The organism is Vagococcus acidifermentans (assembly GCF_003987655.1).
GTDB lineage: Bacteria > Bacillota > Bacilli > Lactobacillales > Vagococcaceae > Vagococcus_B > Vagococcus_B acidifermentans.
Genome location: NZ_NGKC01000001.1, coordinates 16,064 through 33,164, shown reverse-complemented (window position 1 = coordinate 33,164; position 17,101 = coordinate 16,064). Strand labels below are relative to the sequence as shown.

Sequence of the window (17,101 nt, the reverse complement as noted above, 5' to 3'; positions counted from 1 at the left end):
AGTTGTGTTGACACCCTAACTTGAACTGTTTAAGGCTTGTCTGGAACCTCGATTTCGCCAGCGATAATCGCCTCTCTCGCTTCATCAATGGCTGGTTTGATGTCTTTGTTTACGTCATCAAGCTGTCCGTCCGTTAAATCAACACCGCCTTCTTTCAAACCGTAAACCATTAAATCGCCGCCAGGGAACTCGCCCTTTTCAGATTTTTCGGAAATGTCTTTGACAGCTGTACCGACGCCTTTCAGCGTTGATGTCAGTGTCACGTTACCGTTATTGTATACCCCTTCTTCTTCTTGGTCGCGGTCCACACCGATAACCCAAACTTTGTCTTCAGGATTAGTGTTCATGATGTCGATAGCCTCTGAGAAGACCCCTTGTCCTGTATCACCGGATGCGTGGAAAATCACATCGATACCGCTTTGATACATCGCTGCAGCGATTGCTTTTCCTTTTGCTGCATCACCAAAGGAGCCGGCATACTTCACATCCACTTCCATTTTTTCATCAACGGATTTGACACCGGCAACGAAGCCTGCTTCAAAACGTCCGATAACCTCGCCTTCCTGACCGCCGATAAATCCGACTTTCCCTGTTTTAGTCGCCTTAGCCGCTGCGATACCTGCTAAATAAGATGCTTCGTGGTCTTTAAAGAGGACAGAAGCCACATTTTTTTGATCTTTCACTTCACTGTCAATAATAACAAATTCAACGTCTTCATTAGCTTTGGCCACTTCTTCAATAGCCGGCTGCAGCTTAAATCCGATACCGAAGACAATATTAAAACCGTCATCGATGGCACTGTTCAAGTTTGGCAGGAAATCAGCATCAGAGTCGGATTGATAATATTTGAATCCGCCCACACCTTCTTCGCGGCCGGTAGCTTCGCCCCATTCTTTCAGTCCTTCCCATGCCGACTGGTTAAACGACTTGTCATCTACACCGCCTAAGTCAGTGACCAGCGCTGCTGAAAAATCCGAAGTTTCCTTTCCAGATTTATCACCAGACTCCTTTGTGTCGCCGCCACCGCCGCCACATGCTGTTAAAACTAAACCTAGTGCTAACACTAATCCTGTCTTTAAAAACGTACGCTTCTTCATTGTTTGTTCCCCCTAATTTTTTTAAAATCAGTCTTGTTTCTACATTTGCCGATCATCAAAATGATACGGCAGCAGCGACCCGACTGTCATTTCCTTCTGTTCGCCTTTAGTATTGCATAATGTCACAGGCATATCCGGACTGCAAAACTCGACCATAACTTGACGGCAAGCACCACATGGAGAGATCGGCTCGTCCGTATCCCCGATAACTACCAGATGCTGAAACTCATGCTCACCCTCTGAGATGGCCTTAAAAAAAGCGGTCCGTTCGGCGCAATTCGTCAAGCCGAATGAGGCATTTTCAATATTGCAGCCCTGAAATACTTTACCGCTTTTGGTAACGAGTGCCGCTCCGACAGCAAATTTCGAATAAGGCACATATGCTTGCTTTTGGGCATCCACAGCTGCCTCAAGCCATTCTTTTTTTACCATTTTTTCCTCCTGTAACGCATCTCTGAAACCTATCTGAGCAAATCATATCGAAAAAAAATAACAACAATGACCGATTGTCAGATAAGCAGATTAAAAATTTTAGACAACTGCCCGCCGCAGATGTCCATCTGTTTGCTGATTCTCATCACCTCTCTTTCCATATACCGCATCGGGCGACTATATATCGCCGTCGCATAAAATATGCTGTTAGAGACAATTGCTGCTACAATAATTATGTATATAAGAACCTAACATTCCGTTAGACTCTCCTAAGAATTACAATACTATTTTTACTCATTTTTATCAACTAAGTATACGGCTTCTCATAAGAATATCAGATTGTTTTTAAACAGCAGGCACCTTCTATTGAAAACGCTTAAACTATTAACGTCATCAATGCAAATACAGAACTACTATTGTCTGTATTTGCCGATGAATGCTATTAACATTATTCAGTCACGCTATCGTAAATCAATGTCGGTTTTTCAGCATTGTCGGAAATAGTAATGCTTTGATACAATTTCGCCATGACCTCTTCAACATCTTCGCTGGACGAATGAATGGTCAACAGCGAATCCCCCTGCATCACCTTATCACCAACTTTTTTATGCAGAACAAGACCGACAGACAAATCAATTTTGTCTTCTTTGGATGCGCGCCCGGCACCTAACAACATGGCTGCCACACCGATTTCATTCGCAATGATTTCAGATACAACGCCGTTTTTTTTCGCCGGCAACTGGATTTTGAACGGTGCCTCAGGCAATTTTTCTGGACGGTCAACAACTGACGGATCACCGCCTTGATTTTTTAAAAACTGCCGGAATTTTTCAAGCGCTTGGCCATTGGCGATTACTTCTTGCAAATTTTCGCGCGCCTCTGTCAATGAAGCTGCTTTTCCGCCAAGCACGACCATCTGACTGCCAAGAGTCAGAACCAACTCTGTTAAATCAGCTGGACCATGACCTTTCAATGTGTCAATGGCTTCTTTTACTTCAAGAGCATTCCCGACAGCATATCCCAGCGGCTGGGACATATCGGAAATAACCGCCATCGTTTGCCGCCCGACCCTGTTGCCTATTTTGACCATGGCATGTGCCAATTCCTTTGCCTCTTCCTGAGTTTTCATAAATGCCCCGGCACCTGTTTTGACATCAAGTACAATCGCATCAGCGCCGGCCGCGATTTTCTTACTCATGATGGAGCTGGCAATCAGTGAAATAGAATCGACTGTACCGGTCACATCACGCAAAGCGTACAATTTTTTATCAGCAGGTGTCAGGTTGCCGCTTTGACCAATGACTGCAACTTTATCCCGATTGACCAGTTTCACAAACTCATCATTAGATATCTCTACATGAAAACCGGCAACTGATTCCAGTTTGTCAATAGTGCCGCCTGTGTGTCCCAAGCCCCGGCCGCTCATCTTTGCAACAGGAACTCCTACTGAAGCCACGAGCGGTGCCAGCACCAGCGTCGTCGTATCGCCAACTCCCCCCGTAGAATGTTTATCAACCTTCACTCCTTCAATGGCAGACAAATCAATTGTATCACCGGAATGGACCATCGCCATCGTCAAATCCGCTCTCTCCTGATCCGTCATGTCTTGAAAATAAATAGCCATAGCCATCGCACTTGCCTGATAATCGGGAATTTCGCCTTTAGTATAGCCCTCAATAAAAAATTGGATTTCTTCTTCCGACAATGCCCTGCCATCGCGTTTTTTCATGATTAAATCGACCATCCGCATCATAAACACCTATCCTTTTATTCTGATAACAATGCTGTTTGACTCTCTGTCACACCGCAACGAACTTATGCTTAGTATGCCGCCGTATCAGACTCCTTCTGTTCACCGCTCACAATTACTACACCCGCACTTGCCCCAATCCGTGCAGCACCTGCCGCCACCATGCGCATCACATCTTCTTTTGAGTGAATCCCGCCGGAAGCTTTGACTTGTGCGGCATCGCCAACTGTCTTTTTCATTAATTTCACATCAGCAACTGTTGCACCGCCTGTTGAAAAACCAGTAGAGGTTTTCACAAAATCGGCTCCCGCCTCTACTGCCAGTTGACAGGCTGTAACTTTTTCAGCATCTGACAGCAGACTGGTTTCGATAATTACCTTGGTCAACGCTTTGCCTTTCGCCGCACGGACGACGGCTTCTATATCAGCCCGCACTATATCTAACAACCCGCTCTTCAGCGCACCTATGTTGATAACCATGTCCACTTCATCAGCGCCGTCGGCAATTGCTTGGGCTGTTTCAAAAGACTTCACCGCTGTGCTTGCAGCTCCCAAAGGAAATCCGATGACCGTACAGACTTTGACTCCGGTCCCCGATAATTCGCGTGCTGCCAGCGGAACCCAGCAAGGATTGATACAAACAGACCAGAAACCATACTCTTTTGCTTCTTTAATAAGTTTCTGAATGTCCTCTTCGGTTGAATCCGCTTTTAAATTCGTATGGTCAATGAGTGTTGCAATCTCCATGATGATTCCTCCTTGTTTACTATTCTAATTATACAATCGCTCTGAACATTTGTAAAATTAAAAGTGAAATTATGTTCACTTCTCTGCTTTAAAAAAAGCCGCTGCAAGTTCTTGTCCAAGCCTTATTGAAGATTGACAAGCCGGTCAGCTGTTTCATGGTCGGTAATCAATATATTGGCGTTCTTGCCGCGAAGTGCAGCATCAATCGCCGCCGTTTTGTGTGTCCCCCCAGCAACCAACACAGCTTTATCTTTGCGTCTCAATTCTTCCAAATCAATCCCGATTGTCCGACTGTCCAGTGTTTTATCGGCAATATTGCCTGATTGATCATAATACCGGGAGCAAATATCTCCTACTGCCCGTTGTTTCAACCGTTTCTTCTCCGTATCATTTAAATAACCTAAGCGGAACACTAGCGCATCATCTCTGACCGTACCGACAGTAAACACTGCCACATTGGCTTGCCTGCCGAGCGTTATGATCCGTTGTATGTGGCGGTCCTGTTCAACCATCCGTTTGACCTCCGGATTATCGAAAATAACCGGCAGCGGCAAAGGCCTGCCCACAGTCTGAAACGCTCTTGCAAATAAATGCAAAATTTCATCCGCATGAGTGTTGACATTGGAGTAGCTGATACCGCCTTTCAATTGAACAACTTCTACTCCCTTGACCTGTTTGGGTTTTAATCTTTGGGCAATTTTGTGCATCGTAGTTCCCCAGCTGATACCGACGATGTCGCCGTCGACAATGATTTCCCCCAAATAATCAGCAGCCGCCTGACCGATGTAATCACCAATCACCTGATAACTGGTGTCCGGCACGTAGACGACCCGGACATCCCGCAAATCATATTTTTCTTTTAACAGTGACGACAACTTCGTGACATCTGAAAACGGGTCAGCCACTTTAATCTGCACATAACCTTTGTCTTTCGCATGTTTTAACAAACGGGAGACCGTGGGCCTGGAGATGTTCAACTCATCAGCAATTTTCTGTTGGCTGATTTCCAGTTGGTAATACATGTGGGCAACTTGCAGACTCAGCTTGTCCTTTTCAGTATTCATTCTCATCACCACCTACTTTCATGTCTATTTCACTGCAACAATTATCTCAAAAATACATATGAGTTACAAATATTAATATCAGGTTTGACAGTTGTGTCAAAACAACATATACTATTAAGTAATATGAAAGGTCAGAAGAATAGTAGTCGTCATTGCTTTTCCAGAGAGTCAGTGTGTGGTGCAAACTGATATTGCAAGATGGTGAATCCACTTCTTTAATCCTTATAGCGAAAACGCTGATTAAGCTATACGGTTGCAGCCGTTACTTGCAAAATGAAGTGTGGTACTGTGCATCTGAACACTGTATCAAACTTGGGTGGTACCGCGAAGACAACCTTTTCGTCCCAATGATATATGTTGGGATGGAAAGGTTTTTTTATTATCTAAAGGAGGTTTTTTAAGATGTTGGATGTAAAAATGATTCGTCAGCATTTTGATGAAGTAAAGAAAAAATTATTGACACGCGGCGTGAAAGAAGAAATCATGGACAATTTTTTATTGCTCGACAAACAGCGGCGGGAAACACTGGTCCAAGTCGAAACATTAAAAAAACAAAGAAATGATGTCTCACAGGAAATAGCTGCTGCTAAACGCCAGCAGCAAAATGCAGACGACAAAATCAAAGAAATGCAAAAAGTCGGCGAAGATATTAAAGGACTGGATGAGCAGATTGCAGCAATCGACAGCGAACTGCAAAACATCGCATTCACTCTGCCGAATCTGCCTCATGAATCCGTCCCTGTCGGTGAAAGCGAAGACGATAATGTGGAAGTACGCAGATGGAAGGAGCAGACGCAGTTCACATTTACGCCTAAACCTCATTGGGAAGTAGCAGAAAATCTGGGCATTTTGGATTTTGAAAGAGGCTCGAAAGTTTCCGGCAGCCGGTTCCTATTTTATAAAGGACTAGGCGCCAGATTGGAACGGGCAATTTATAATTTCATGTTGGATACTCATACAGCCGAGCACGGATACACAGAGATGATCCCGCCTTATCTGGTCAACGAGCAGTCCATGTTCGGTACAGGACAGTTTCCAAAATTCAAGGAAGATGTCTTTCAGATAGAAGATTCTCACCTGACGCTTATTCCGACTGCTGAGGTACCTCTGACCAATTATTATCGGGATGAAATTTTAAACGGGGACGATTTGCCAATCTATTTCACAGCGCTCAGCCCGTCTTTCCGTTCAGAAGCAGGCAGTGCCGGCCGGGACACACGCGGACTGATTCGGCTGCATCAATTCAACAAGGTTGAGATGGTCAAATTCAGCGACAAAGACAACTCTTACGATGAATTGGAAAAAATGGTCGTCAACGCTGAAACTATTTTGCAGAAACTTGACTTGCCATATCGTGTCATCACGTTATCAACTGGCGACATGGGCTTCTCAGCTGCCAAAACATATGATTTGGAAGTTTGGATACCAGCACAAGACACTTACCGGGAAATCAGTTCCTGCTCGAACTGTGTCGACTTCCAAGCAAGACGGGCCATGATCCGCTACCGGGATGAAAACGGCAAAATACACTATGCCCACACATTGAACGGTTCCGGTTTAGCCGTCGGCCGGACAGTCGCCGCCATTTTAGAAAATTACCAGAATGAAGATGGCAGTGTTACTATCCCAGATGTTTTAGTTCCGTACATGAACGGCGTCACAAAAATCACAAAACCGTAATCACAAAACCGGATGGAAGAGCGCAGTCTCTCCCATCCGGTTTTAAATTATGTCACGGTTAAAAATGTCCGGCGAATTTTTTCTGCCGAAAGCTCATATTCATTTATTTCATCTTGTGTCAGCGTCAACGGCAATGCCTCTATCACGCCTTGCCTTCCAATAATATGCGGATAACCAGCATAAATCTGTTTTGACTCATCATACGCCGACACTGGAAAAATTCTTCGTTCGTCTTTTAAAATCGTCTGAATGAGACGGCTGGCCACAGAAGCTATACCATAGCTTGTCCAAGTTTTGCGGGTAAATATTTCCCATCCGCCCAACCGGACCTGCTCCTTGAGCACTGGCAAATCCTGTGCGGCAAAGGCCGGCAGCTCAGACAACTGTTCGCCGGCAATCCTGACCGTTGACCATGCAACAAATTGACTTTCACCGTGTTCTCCCAGCACAAAACCCTCAACTGACTGGCTGGATACACCGGCAATTTTGCCGACAATCCGTTTTAAGCGATTGGTATCCAGCGTTGTGCCCGTTCCCATGACTTTATGCTTGGGAAAGCCGCTGTATTGCTGAACAAGCATCGTCATCACGTCACAAGGATTTGAAATAACGAGAAAAATGCCCGAAAAACCCGAAGCAACTGCTTTAGGAACAACCTCTTTGGCCGACTGTGCATTCTGCGTCAATTCAGATATCCGGTCTTCTTTTTCCAAATCCGTGCTGCCCACAGCCAGAACAATCAGTGCCGCATCGCTCAAAGCCTGATAGTCCTGCTGGATAATCGCGACTTGCGAAGACGTGCTTGCCATGGCATCTTCCAGTTCCAACGTTTCCGCATATACTTTGTCGTCGTCTTTATCAATCAACACCAGTGTGTCAACCGTATTCTCACGACATAACGTATAGGCTAAATCAGAACCGACATGCCCCATACCAATAATCCCGATTTTATTCATTCACAACACCCCAAGTTTATAAGTTAAAAATACCTTTGCCGAAACAGCAAAGGTATTTTTTTTACGACTCAAACGAGTAGTTTGGCGCCTCTTTGGTAATTTGAACATCGTGAGGATGTGATTCCCTCAAACCTGCTCCGGACATTTGAATAAACTGTGCGTCTTCGCGCAGTCCTTTCAAATCTCTGGCACCGACATAACCCATGCCTGAGCGCAGCCCGCCAATCAATTGGAACACGATATCGGAAATAGCACCTTTGTACGCTACACGACCTTCAATGCCTTCTGGCACCAACTTATTCGCCTCATTGACGCCGCCTTGGAAATAACGGTCGCTTGAGCCCTTCTCCATTGCTCCCAGCGACCCCATCCCGCGATATGTTTTAAAGCGGCGGCCCTGATAAATTTCAAATTCACCCGGTGACTCATCTGTCCCCGCCAGCATAGAACCAAGCATCACCGCATGTCCGCCGGCTGCTAACGCTTTGACAATGTCGCCGGAATATTTGATACCGCCATCTGCAATAATCGTTTTGCCGTATTCCCGCGCCACAGATGCCGCGTCATAAATGGCTGTCAGCTGAGGCACACCAACCCCCGCAACAACACGCGTTGTACAAATCGAACCCGGGCCAATACCGACTTTCACCACGTCGACACCGACATCATAAAGAGCTTTTGTCGCTTCGCCGGTCGCTACGTTTCCAGCAATCAATGTAGCATCCGGGAAAGTTTCGCGAATCTCTTTGATCTTCCGCAAGACGCCGGCACTGTGTCCATGCGCTGTGTCAATGACGATAGCATCTGCACCAGCTTCTAAAAGCGCTTCTGCCCGTTCAAATGTATCACTTGTTACACCCACAGCTGCCGCTACCAACAGACGGCCATGTTCATCTTTCGCTGCGTTGGGAAACTCGATAACTTTTTCAATATCTTTAATCGTGATTAGTCCACTCAACTTGCCATGCTCATCAACAATCGGCAATTTTTCAATCTTGTGCTGCTGCAGGATTTTTTCTGCATCTTTTAAAGATGTGCCAACTGGTGCAGTAATCAAATTTTCTTTGGTCATGACATCATCAATTTTCAAATGATAATCTGTCACAAATCTTAAATCGCGGTTTGTCAAAATGCCTACCAGTTTACGGTTTTCCATCGTATCAACGATTGGAACACCGCTGATTCGATATTTTGACATCAGCTGTTCCGCATCTGAAACGATGTGGCCGGGCGTCAGGAAGAAAGGATCAATAATAACGCCGCTTTCCGAGCGTTTTACTTTACGCACTTCATCAGCCTGCTGGTCAATGCTCATGTTTTTATGAACAACACCCAACCCGCCTTGTCTTGCCATTGCAATCGCCATTTTACTGTCAGTTACAGTATCCATGCTTGCGCTCATCAGAGGAATATTCAGTTTCAAATTCGGCGCGAGCGTTACCTTCAAATCAACGTCATTAGGTAGTACATGACTTTCCGCGGGTATTAGTAAAACATCATCAAACGTAAATCCTTTTTTGGCAAATTTGGTTTCCCAGTTGGACATTACAAAGATACACTCCTTTAATTAATTTTTTAATTATCAAAATATCAAAAAAACGACCATAAGTCAATTTTTTGGGTTAAAAAATACGAAATCTAAGTATAAAACTTAGATTTCGACGATTTAATAGCTTCTTAAAATGGTGCCTTGCAAACCAATTTTCTTTTTCAAAACGTAACGAAGGCCAAACGCCAGCGCGCCGAGCACTAGAGTCAAGACAGGGTCAAACATCGGATTGATAGCCGGCGGCAACATTGCGGACAACGAAAAAATAAGCACCCACGGGATAAAACAAAGGGCCATCAGTCCGCCTGATTTCAATGCGCCGGGACGATTCGTCTGGTCAGCACCTGGTGTGTCATAAATAAAGACATACTTGTAAATCAAATAAAATGAAAATGCACCTGAAACAGCGCCTAATACTAAACTGGTCAATCCTTGCGAAGCTGCTTTACTGTTTGAAAGCAGCGGCATCAGTCCTGCTAAAGCCGAAAGAAACGTAAACATCAGCAGCGAATTATCCAGCATTATTTTGCCGAAAGTCATTTCCGGAAGTGGTTCCGGTGCATTGATAATATTATCCGCGGCTTCTGTCGGCGTACCGTACAGCTGCTTGGCAGTGTGCCCCTTTTTCTGTCCCTCAACAAGCTCTGTCAGCATGTGATTGAGCGCCACTACTTTTTTCTCGCCATCTATTTCTGATTCATCTAAAATTTTATTCAAGTCAAACAGAAACTGGTCGTTCTTTTTGGTCAATTTCTTTTCCATTTCTCTGTTTTGACTAACTAATTTCTGCAATTCACTCTGTTCCACCTGTCATCACCTGGCTTTCCTTTCTATACATTAAAGCGGAACAACATGACATCGCCATCCTGCACCACATATTCTTTGCCTTCAAGACGGACTTTTCCAGCTTCCTTCGCAGCCTGCATACTGCCGTAATGTTTCAAATCTTCATAAGAGACTGTTTCTGCACGGATAAACCCGCGCTCAAAATCGGTATGAATAATACCAGCTGCTTCCGGAGCCTTCATACCTTGCTTAAAGGTCCAGGCTCTGACTTCCTGCTCGCCGGCAGTGAAATAAGTGGCCAGCCCCAGCAAATGGTATGCTGCACGAATCAATTTATCAAGACCGGATTCGTCAATGCCCAATGCTTCAAGAAATTCTTCGCGGTCCTCATCGTCCAGCTCTGCGATTTCTTCTTCCGCACGGGCACTGATAGCAATCACTTCTGCGTTCTCAGATGCCGCAAACTCTTTTACTTGCTGCACGTAATGATTGTTATCGCTGTCGGCGATTTCATCCTCTGACACATTCGCCACGTAGAGAATCGGTTTTGTGGTCAAAAGGAACAGCCCCTTGACGATTTTCTGCTCATCATCCGTAAAGGAAATTGTGCGCGCAGACTTGCCGGCTTCAAGCACCGGTTTGATTTTTTCGAGTACAGCCAATTCCGCCACGGCATCTTTGTCTTTCGTCTTGGCAACTTTAGCGACCCGGGTATAACGCTTGTCGACAGACTCCAAGTCAGCAAGGACCAGCTCCAAATTGATTGTGTCTATATCAGCAAGCGGATCCACGCGTCCTTCCACGTGTGTGATGTTGTCATCATCAAAACAGCGGACAACATGACAAATCGCATCCACCTGACGAATATGACTTAAAAATTTATTTCCCAGTCCCTCGCCTTTGCTTGCACCTTTCACGATGCCGGCAATATCTGTAAACTCAAATGTCGCCGGTACGGTCTTCTTTGGTTTGACAAGCTTGGTCAATTCCCCCAAACGCGCATCCGGCACTTCCACCATGCCGACATTTGGGTCAATCGTTGCAAAGGGATAATTCGCAGCCTCTGCGCCTGCCTTGGTAATAGCATTGAATAACGTTGATTTGCCCACGTTGGGCAGCCCAACAATACCCGCTGTTAACGCCATATATCATTCACTCTTTCTTTCCGATTATCAGCTTTTAAAATACTAATTTTCGTTGTCTTTTTTCTCTAACACTTTTTTAAGTTTTTTTTCAAATTCCCGACGCGGCATCATCACGATATGCTGACAGTTTAAGCACCGTATTTTGATATCCATGCCCATCCGAATAATCTCCCAGCGATTCGTCTGGCAGGCATGCGGTTTTTTCATCTCAACAATATCTCCCAAGTCATACATGAGACACACATCCTTTTTTGTCAATCCATTCTTAATCTTACCACAAACAAACCAAAAACTGCGAAAACTAGAAATGAATATCTAATATGTCCAGAATACGTGTCAAATCATCCTGAGACAAATATTCGATTTCAATTTTGCCTTTGCCTTCTTTTTCTTTAATCGCAACTGTCGTGCCGAATTTATCCATCAGCCGATCTTCACTCTCGCGAATGTAGTATGGTTTAGGCTGGCTTTTTTTCTTTGCCTCTTTTGAAGGTGCCAAACCGCTCTGATGATTTATGTCATTGACAATCTGCTCCAGCTGCCGAACAGTCAAGCCTTCTTTCAAAATACGGTTCGCCAGCGGCACGATTTGGCTACTGTCCTTTAACCCTAACAGTGTGCGTGCCTGCCCCATGGATATTGATTCGTTTTGAACCAAATCTTTCACAACATTCGGCAATGTCAGCAAACGCAAATAATTGGCAATATACGGCCGGCTTTTGCCCAACCGTTCGGACAGCTCGGCCTGAGTCAATTTCAAATTTTTCATCAGCATGTCGTAAGCTTCCGCTTCTTCCATCGGGCTTAAATCTTCCCGCTGCAAGTTCTCCAGCACTGCAATCTGCATCATTTCTGATTCATTGAATTCCCTGACGATTGCCGGAATCGTCTTTTTGCCAGCTAGTTTTGATGCTCTGAAACGCCGCTCCCCGGCGATGATTTCGTAGTCTTTGACACTCGACTTCCGCACAATAATCGGCTGGAAGACGCCTGACTGTTCAATCGAGCGGGCAAGCTCCGCCAATGCACTCTCATCAAATGTTTTACGGGGCTGATACGGGTTGGGACGCAATTCCGAAAGAGCAATATCAATGATTTCCTCTTTTTGAATATCCACCTCTTCAAGGCTGGAGAAATCTTGGAATAACGCATCAATCCCCCGTCCCAGTCCTTTGTTCGATTTACTCATGGGCAATCACTTCCTTTGCTAAAGCCTGATAAACTTCTGCCCCTTTAGAACGCGGGTCATAATCAATAATAGACAAACCATGACTAGGCGCTTCGGACAAACGCACGTTTCGCGGGATGATTGTATCATAAACCCGTTCCCTGAAATATTTCCGGACCTCTTCCACCACTTCCGATCCCAAGTTGGTCCGTGCATCGTACATGGTCAACAAGACACCTTCAATGCGCAGCTCCGGATTGAAATGTTTCTGGACCAGACGTATCGTATTTAAAAGCTGACTGAGACCTTCCAGTGCATAGTACTCGCATTGAACAGGGATTAGAATTGAATCGCTGGCAGTAAACGAATTAATCGTCAAATGACCCAGTGAAGGCGGGCAATCAATCAATATATAATCGTAGTCATCTTTGATATCCGTGATTGCCTGTTTTAACCGGGACTCTCTCGCCATCATGGATGTCAGCTCTATCTCTGCTCCTGACAACTGAATGGTTGCGGGCACAATATCCAGATTTTCACGGGACGTATGATGAATGACGTCTCTAATTGGCACCTCGTCGACCAAAACTTCATAAATATTCTGTTCCACATCTGCTTTACGGATACCAATACCGCTGGTCGCATTTCCCTGAGCATCCATATCGATCAACAGCACTTTTCTGCCAAAGAAAGCCAGACAAGCCCCTAAATTAACAGTCGTAGTGGTTTTGCCGACACCGCCTTTTTGATTTGCAACTGATACTACCCGTGCCATTCTCTTTCCTCCAATTTTATCGTAAAGTTTCTTCATTCAATGAATAATCAACCGTTATTGTAACATAAAACGGTCTGCTTGTTGATAGTTAGACAAGTGGTTTTTTATTGGGGAGACCCGGCTTCCTCGGATATTTTTTAGGCGTGCCGGCTGCTTTTTGAATGCTGATGATAAACCGCTGGTCGCCGCTTATCGGCAACGTGACATCAGTTTCCCCGATCAATTTCCCCCCCAGCAAATGAATCGCTTTTTTAGCTTCGTACAGCTCCTCTTCGCTCTTGGCGGCTTTCATTGCTAAGAACAAGCCGTCCTTTTTGACAAGCGGCAAACAAAGCTCTGTCAGCACATTCAGACGCGCCACCGCTCGGGCAGTCACAAAGTCGAACTGCTCGCGAAAATCCGGCTGCTGGCCAAAATCCTCCGCTCGGCTATGGTAAACAGAGACATCTGTCAAACCTAACGCATCAATCAACAACGTTAAAAAATTGATTCGTTTGTTCAGCGAATCGACGATTGCGACGCGTAACTTCGGAAAAACGATTTTTAGCGGAATACTCGGAAAGCCTGCTCCGGAACCAACATCGCATAAAGTATGCGGCTGTTCATGAAAATCATTGGAAAATGCCAACGTCAGCGAATCATAAAAATGTTTCAGATAGACTTCATGCGGCTCGGTAATAGCAGTCAGATTTATCTTCTCGTTCCATTCAACCAGCATTGCTAAATATGTGGCAAACTGGGCCATCTGATCATCCGTTAAATGAATCCCCTGTTTTGCCAAATGCTCTTTAAATTCTTCAGGTGTCATGTCATGTCTCCTTTTTGTGAAACACCCCATTGTTTCACGACTCTCTATTACTTTATACTATCTTGGCCAAATGTGCAATTCTCTCATAAAAAAAGACAATGATTTACTTCTCATTGTCCTTTCCAAACAGTGTTAATCCACCAGCACCCGTTTATTGTCAATACGTTTCGTGACATTGTTTTTGTCAAGGTACTCCAAAATCAGCATAGATGTCTTGCGGCTTGACTGCGTCATATCGCGAAAATCTGCCAAAGTCATTTCCTGATGCTCCCCGATATACTCCCTTACCAAAGACACAGCTTTATCGTAATATTCTTTCGAGATGACGTATTCGTGAGTCAGAAGAATGACCTGCTCACCAGTCATCGCCTCCAGCACATCCGGTGCATTTTTATCCAGAGACAGTAAATCTTCCGCTTTTACAGGTGTAAATCCGGATTTCGCCAGCTCCTTTTCAATCAGCTGCCAGGCGGCCAGCTGATACTTGTTAAAGACTACTTTAAAGTCAGGCAGCGACAACCGGTGCTGCTCACTGACAAGTGCACGCCGGACGACCAGTTCATCCAACAGATAATCGATTTCCCGGTTGCTAAATAAGTGTCTCAGCTTAGATCTGACCTCTTCAATCGGCATGCCTTTGCGCAGACGATATTTTTTATGGTACTCATCTAAATAACCGCCGACCAGCTGGTTCAATTTATCCAGCTGCTGAGGATGCAGCCATAACTGGTCATCAATCCGAATCACTTCGCCGGAAGCTTGCAGCTGCTCCAGCATGTGCTGCAGTTCTGCCGTGTCTTTATTAAGGAACTCTGACAGGTCATTGACTTCCGTAAACGGATTTTTCTTATTCATCAGGAAATCCAAAACCAATTGGTCCAAACTTCCCTCTTCCTTAATCTTCAAGCTGTCGAGGACCTCTTTCCGGAAACGGCGGTGTTTTTTAGGGCTCGCGTCAATGATTTGACCGCCGCCAATCGTCATCATCGGAGAATAGGAGCGCAAAATAAACCGGTCATTTTGTTTTGCAACAATCTGCTCTTCAAGACGCAGCTGTAAAAAGCCTTCTTCTCCCGGTGCAATATCATCAACACCAATAGGCACCGTCCGGGCAAGAACTTCCTTTGTCCCGATCAATAATCGCACTCGCTCCCACAGACCGATACCGGACTGCGCTTCAGGCAGACAGGTAACTTTCACATCCACCATCCACGTGACAGGAATCTGGTCTGAACGTGACAAGACATCTCCGCGCTTCAACTCCTGTTTGCTGACATTGGACAAGTTTAGTGCTGTACGTTGCCCCGGTCTGGCCTGCTGACAGTTTTGCTCATGTACCTGAATGTTGCGAACCGTCACCTTGTTACCAGTCGCATACGAATACAGCGTATCGCCGACGGATATCGGACCGTCAAGCAACGTGCCAGTCACAACAGTCCCGAAACCTTTCACGCTAAACACACGGTCGATATTCAGGCGTGCATTGCCGCTGGCTGAAACAGGGTGTTCTTCTTCTGTAAACTGTTCTATTTTAGCAATCAGATTATCCAGGCCATATCCGGTGACCGCATCCGTTTCAACAATATCTGCCCCTTCAAGCACTGTTCCCTGTACCTGCTCCTGAATATCTTCGATGACGAGTTCCCTCATTTCCTCATCAACCGAATCAACTTTCGTCAGCACAATCAGGAAGTTCGTTTTGCCTAATAAGGACAAAATGGCAATATGCTCTTTCGTTTGCGGCATGATGCCCTCAGAAGCGTCCACTACCAGCAAAATCAGACCAATCCCCGGCAATCCCGCAACCATATTTTTAATAAATCGCTCATGCCCCGGCACGTCCACAATCCCGACCCGTTTATTATTAGGCAGATCCAAATAGGCAAAGCCAAGATTGATGGATAAGCCGCGTTTTTTCTCTTCTTTAGTTGTATCTGTTTCAATACCGGTCAGCGCTTTTATCAGTGTTGTCTTCCCGTGGTCCACATGGCCCGCTGTACCGATAACGATATCTGTAATTTCCACTGTTATGTTTCATCCTTTCCCCTTCATTCAATAAAATGATGCTCCATTTTTCACATCTCAGATAAAATAATCTCTACACTACTATCTTATCTCAAAATAAAAAATATGTTAACATAATTCTCTATTCAAACATAGCAGCTCCGTCAAATGATGCTGTATCATTTGACGGAGCTGTACATACTTATTCAGCGCTGCTTCGTTTTAAACTGTTTCAGGCTCATCTTTCTTTAGACCTTTTCTAATGTAAATGATACCTGACCAGATGACAACTGCAATAATGATCCATACCAAGATGTCCATATTTAAGTTCGTCACAAAGTATGCAGCGATGATTACCCCGATAATCCCACCAAAAATTATACCAATCGTATTGATGCGTGAGTAATTATCAGATTTAATAAACTCTGCACTTGCTACCGGCATCAACCCTGCACACGATGCCATCATGATTGGGAACGCAACCAGCGGGCTCATTCCGAGCATGTAAACCATCGCCATACACGGCGCGTACAAACCGACACCGATTGTCATCAAAGCACCAAAAATAAAGTTACCAACGATACCGATAACTAATTTGCCGCCTTCCAAGCCTAGCGCTTCGTTACCTGCTCCCAGAGCATCAAGCATTCCTTGCTGTCTCAAGCCCATTAAGACCGCTGTAACAATCAGTGCAATTCCCATGTAAAACTGGATTTTCTTCTCAGGCATTTTCGATACCGTTCTGGAACCAACCCAAGAACCAACAATTGCAGCTACTATCAGTGAAAACAACGTCATAGGCTCAACTTTTACAACTGCGATAAAAATAAATGCTTCCAGCATAACTGGGATAGTATGAGCAACGTTAAGCGTCCCTGGCAGCTGTCGGTCATGCTCCATGTTTTTAGTCATATCCAACAGCATCGCTGTCGGTGCAAAACTTCCGACACCTAGAGTATCTAAGAAGTCTGTAAAAATTCCTATAAAGAAGGCAATGACCAGTTTGACTTTGTTCTCAGCCAACTTAAGGCTGTCACGATGTGCGATCAAGTCACGCACTAGGTAAAATACAAAATAAAGCAGCAGGAGGCCAAGACCGCCTAAAATTATTGTCGAAATCATCTACTTTTCTCCTTTGTCG

At 45.0% G+C, this 17,101-nt stretch carries 16 protein-coding genes and 1 other annotated feature; of the genes, 1 reads left to right on the top strand and 15 read right to left on the bottom strand.

Translation table 11 applies throughout. From position 1 onward, the window contains the following. Positions 1-29: 29 nt before the first annotated feature. The 5 genes from CBF27_RS00170 to CBF27_RS00150 form a co-directional block, all read right to left on the bottom strand. Positions 30-1,097, bottom strand: coding sequence for a BMP family lipoprotein (locus CBF27_RS00170; protein WP_126811085.1), 1,068 nt, complete (start codon positions 1,095-1,097; stop codon positions 30-32). Between the two features lie 39 nt (positions 1,098-1,136). Beyond that, on the bottom strand, positions 1,137-1,529 hold the full coding sequence (locus CBF27_RS00165; RefSeq protein WP_126811082.1) for a cytidine deaminase: 393 nt from the start codon (positions 1,527-1,529) through the stop codon (positions 1,137-1,139). A gap of 448 nt (positions 1,530-1,977) precedes the next feature. Then, positions 1,978-3,279, bottom strand: coding sequence for a pyrimidine-nucleoside phosphorylase (locus tag CBF27_RS00160; protein WP_126811912.1), 1,302 nt, complete (start codon positions 3,277-3,279; stop codon positions 1,978-1,980). Between the two features lie 71 nt (positions 3,280-3,350). Next, positions 3,351-4,025 carry a deoxyribose-phosphate aldolase gene (gene deoC, locus CBF27_RS00155; RefSeq protein WP_126811078.1) on the bottom strand — a complete coding sequence of 225 codons (675 nt, stop codon included), beginning with the start codon at positions 4,023-4,025 and terminating at the stop codon, positions 3,351-3,353. 122 nt (positions 4,026-4,147) lie between these two features. Continuing rightward, positions 4,148-5,089, bottom strand: coding sequence for a DNA-binding transcriptional repressor DeoR (locus CBF27_RS00150; protein WP_126811076.1), 942 nt, complete (start codon positions 5,087-5,089; stop codon positions 4,148-4,150). A gap of 121 nt (positions 5,090-5,210) precedes the next feature. Then, positions 5,211-5,439 (top strand) — a binding site (T-box leader). A gap of 52 nt (positions 5,440-5,491) precedes the next feature. Here CBF27_RS00150 and serS point away from each other — a divergent pair. Beyond that, positions 5,492-6,769, top strand: coding sequence for a serine--tRNA ligase (gene serS / locus CBF27_RS00145; RefSeq protein ID WP_126811073.1), 1,278 nt, complete (start codon positions 5,492-5,494; stop codon positions 6,767-6,769). Between the two features lie 47 nt (positions 6,770-6,816). Here serS and CBF27_RS00140 read toward each other — a convergent pair whose 3' ends face one another. The 10 genes from CBF27_RS00140 to CBF27_RS00095 all read right to left on the bottom strand — a co-directional run bounded on the left by CBF27_RS00140 (position 6,817) and on the right by CBF27_RS00095 (position 17,082). Then, positions 6,817-7,725, bottom strand: coding sequence for a lactate/malate family dehydrogenase (locus tag CBF27_RS00140; RefSeq protein ID WP_126811070.1), 909 nt, complete (start codon positions 7,723-7,725; stop codon positions 6,817-6,819). A 61-nt stretch (positions 7,726-7,786) separates the two neighbouring features. Further along, positions 7,787-9,271, bottom strand: coding sequence for an IMP dehydrogenase (guaB, locus tag CBF27_RS00135; protein ID WP_126811066.1), 1,485 nt, complete (start codon positions 9,269-9,271; stop codon positions 7,787-7,789). A gap of 120 nt (positions 9,272-9,391) precedes the next feature. Further along, on the bottom strand, positions 9,392-10,081 hold the full coding sequence (locus CBF27_RS00130) for a DUF1129 domain-containing protein (protein WP_126811063.1): 690 nt from the start codon (positions 10,079-10,081) through the stop codon (positions 9,392-9,394). 23 nt (positions 10,082-10,104) lie between these two features. After that, positions 10,105-11,205: a redox-regulated ATPase YchF gene (ychF, locus tag CBF27_RS00125; protein ID WP_126811060.1), complete on the bottom strand. Its 1,101-nt coding sequence runs from the start codon at positions 11,203-11,205 to the stop codon at positions 10,105-10,107. 42 nt (positions 11,206-11,247) lie between these two features. Further along, on the bottom strand, positions 11,248-11,439 hold the full coding sequence (locus CBF27_RS00120; protein WP_126811056.1) for a DUF951 domain-containing protein: 192 nt from the start codon (positions 11,437-11,439) through the stop codon (positions 11,248-11,250). A 67-nt stretch (positions 11,440-11,506) separates the two neighbouring features. Beyond that, positions 11,507-12,394: a ParB/RepB/Spo0J family partition protein gene (locus CBF27_RS00115; protein WP_126811053.1), complete on the bottom strand. Its 888-nt coding sequence runs from the start codon at positions 12,392-12,394 to the stop codon at positions 11,507-11,509. After that, positions 12,387-13,148, bottom strand: coding sequence for a ParA family protein (locus CBF27_RS00110; protein ID WP_126811050.1), 762 nt, complete (start codon positions 13,146-13,148; stop codon positions 12,387-12,389). Before CBF27_RS00110 ends, CBF27_RS00115 begins: the two co-directional genes overlap by 8 nt. A gap of 88 nt (positions 13,149-13,236) precedes the next feature. Next, a complete protein-coding gene (gene rsmG / locus CBF27_RS00105; RefSeq protein ID WP_126811047.1) occupies positions 13,237-13,956 on the bottom strand; it encodes a 16S rRNA (guanine(527)-N(7))-methyltransferase RsmG in 720 nt (239 codons plus the stop codon). 132 nt (positions 13,957-14,088) lie between these two features. Further along, on the bottom strand, positions 14,089-15,981 hold the full coding sequence (selB, locus tag CBF27_RS00100; RefSeq protein ID WP_342774781.1) for a selenocysteine-specific translation elongation factor: 1,893 nt from the start codon (positions 15,979-15,981) through the stop codon (positions 14,089-14,091). A 201-nt stretch (positions 15,982-16,182) separates the two neighbouring features. Beyond that, on the bottom strand, positions 16,183-17,082 hold the full coding sequence (locus tag CBF27_RS00095) for a sulfite exporter TauE/SafE family protein (protein WP_126811044.1): 900 nt from the start codon (positions 17,080-17,082) through the stop codon (positions 16,183-16,185). Positions 17,083-17,101: the final 19 nt, after the last annotated feature.

What these genes read in the sequence shown, in the direction of transcription:
- CBF27_RS00160 (WP_126811912.1), bottom strand. Translation starts at nt 3,279, where the DNA reads ATGCGGATGGTCGATTTAATCATGAAAAAACGCGATGGCAGGGCATTG.
- CBF27_RS00170 (WP_126811085.1), bottom strand. Translation starts at nt 1,097, where the DNA reads ATGAAGAAGCGTACGTTTTTAAAGACAGGATTAGTGTTAGCACTAGGT.
- ychF (WP_126811060.1), bottom strand. Translation starts at nt 11,205, where the DNA reads ATGGCGTTAACAGCGGGTATTGTTGGGCTGCCCAACGTGGGCAAATCA.
- rsmG (WP_126811047.1), bottom strand. Translation starts at nt 13,956, where the DNA reads ATGACACCTGAAGAATTTAAAGAGCATTTGGCAAAACAGGGGATTCAT.
- CBF27_RS00150 (WP_126811076.1), bottom strand. Translation starts at nt 5,089, where the DNA reads ATGAATACTGAAAAGGACAAGCTGAGTCTGCAAGTTGCCCACATGTAT.
- CBF27_RS00140 (WP_126811070.1), bottom strand. Translation starts at nt 7,725, where the DNA reads ATGAATAAAATCGGGATTATTGGTATGGGGCATGTCGGTTCTGATTTA.
- guaB (WP_126811066.1), bottom strand. Translation starts at nt 9,271, where the DNA reads ATGTCCAACTGGGAAACCAAATTTGCCAAAAAAGGATTTACGTTTGAT.
- CBF27_RS00095 (WP_126811044.1), bottom strand. Translation starts at nt 17,082, where the DNA reads ATGATTTCGACAATAATTTTAGGCGGTCTTGGCCTCCTGCTGCTTTAT.
- CBF27_RS00120 (WP_126811056.1), bottom strand. Translation starts at nt 11,439, where the DNA reads ATGTATGACTTGGGAGATATTGTTGAGATGAAAAAACCGCATGCCTGC.
- deoC (WP_126811078.1), bottom strand. Translation starts at nt 4,025, where the DNA reads ATGGAGATTGCAACACTCATTGACCATACGAATTTAAAAGCGGATTCA.
- serS (WP_126811073.1), top strand. Translation starts at nt 5,492, where the DNA reads ATGTTGGATGTAAAAATGATTCGTCAGCATTTTGATGAAGTAAAGAAA.
- CBF27_RS00110 (WP_126811050.1), bottom strand. Translation starts at nt 13,148, where the DNA reads ATGGCACGGGTAGTATCAGTTGCAAATCAAAAAGGCGGTGTCGGCAAA.
- CBF27_RS00165 (WP_126811082.1), bottom strand. Translation starts at nt 1,529, where the DNA reads ATGGTAAAAAAAGAATGGCTTGAGGCAGCTGTGGATGCCCAAAAGCAA.
- CBF27_RS00115 (WP_126811053.1), bottom strand. Translation starts at nt 12,394, where the DNA reads ATGAGTAAATCGAACAAAGGACTGGGACGGGGGATTGATGCGTTATTC.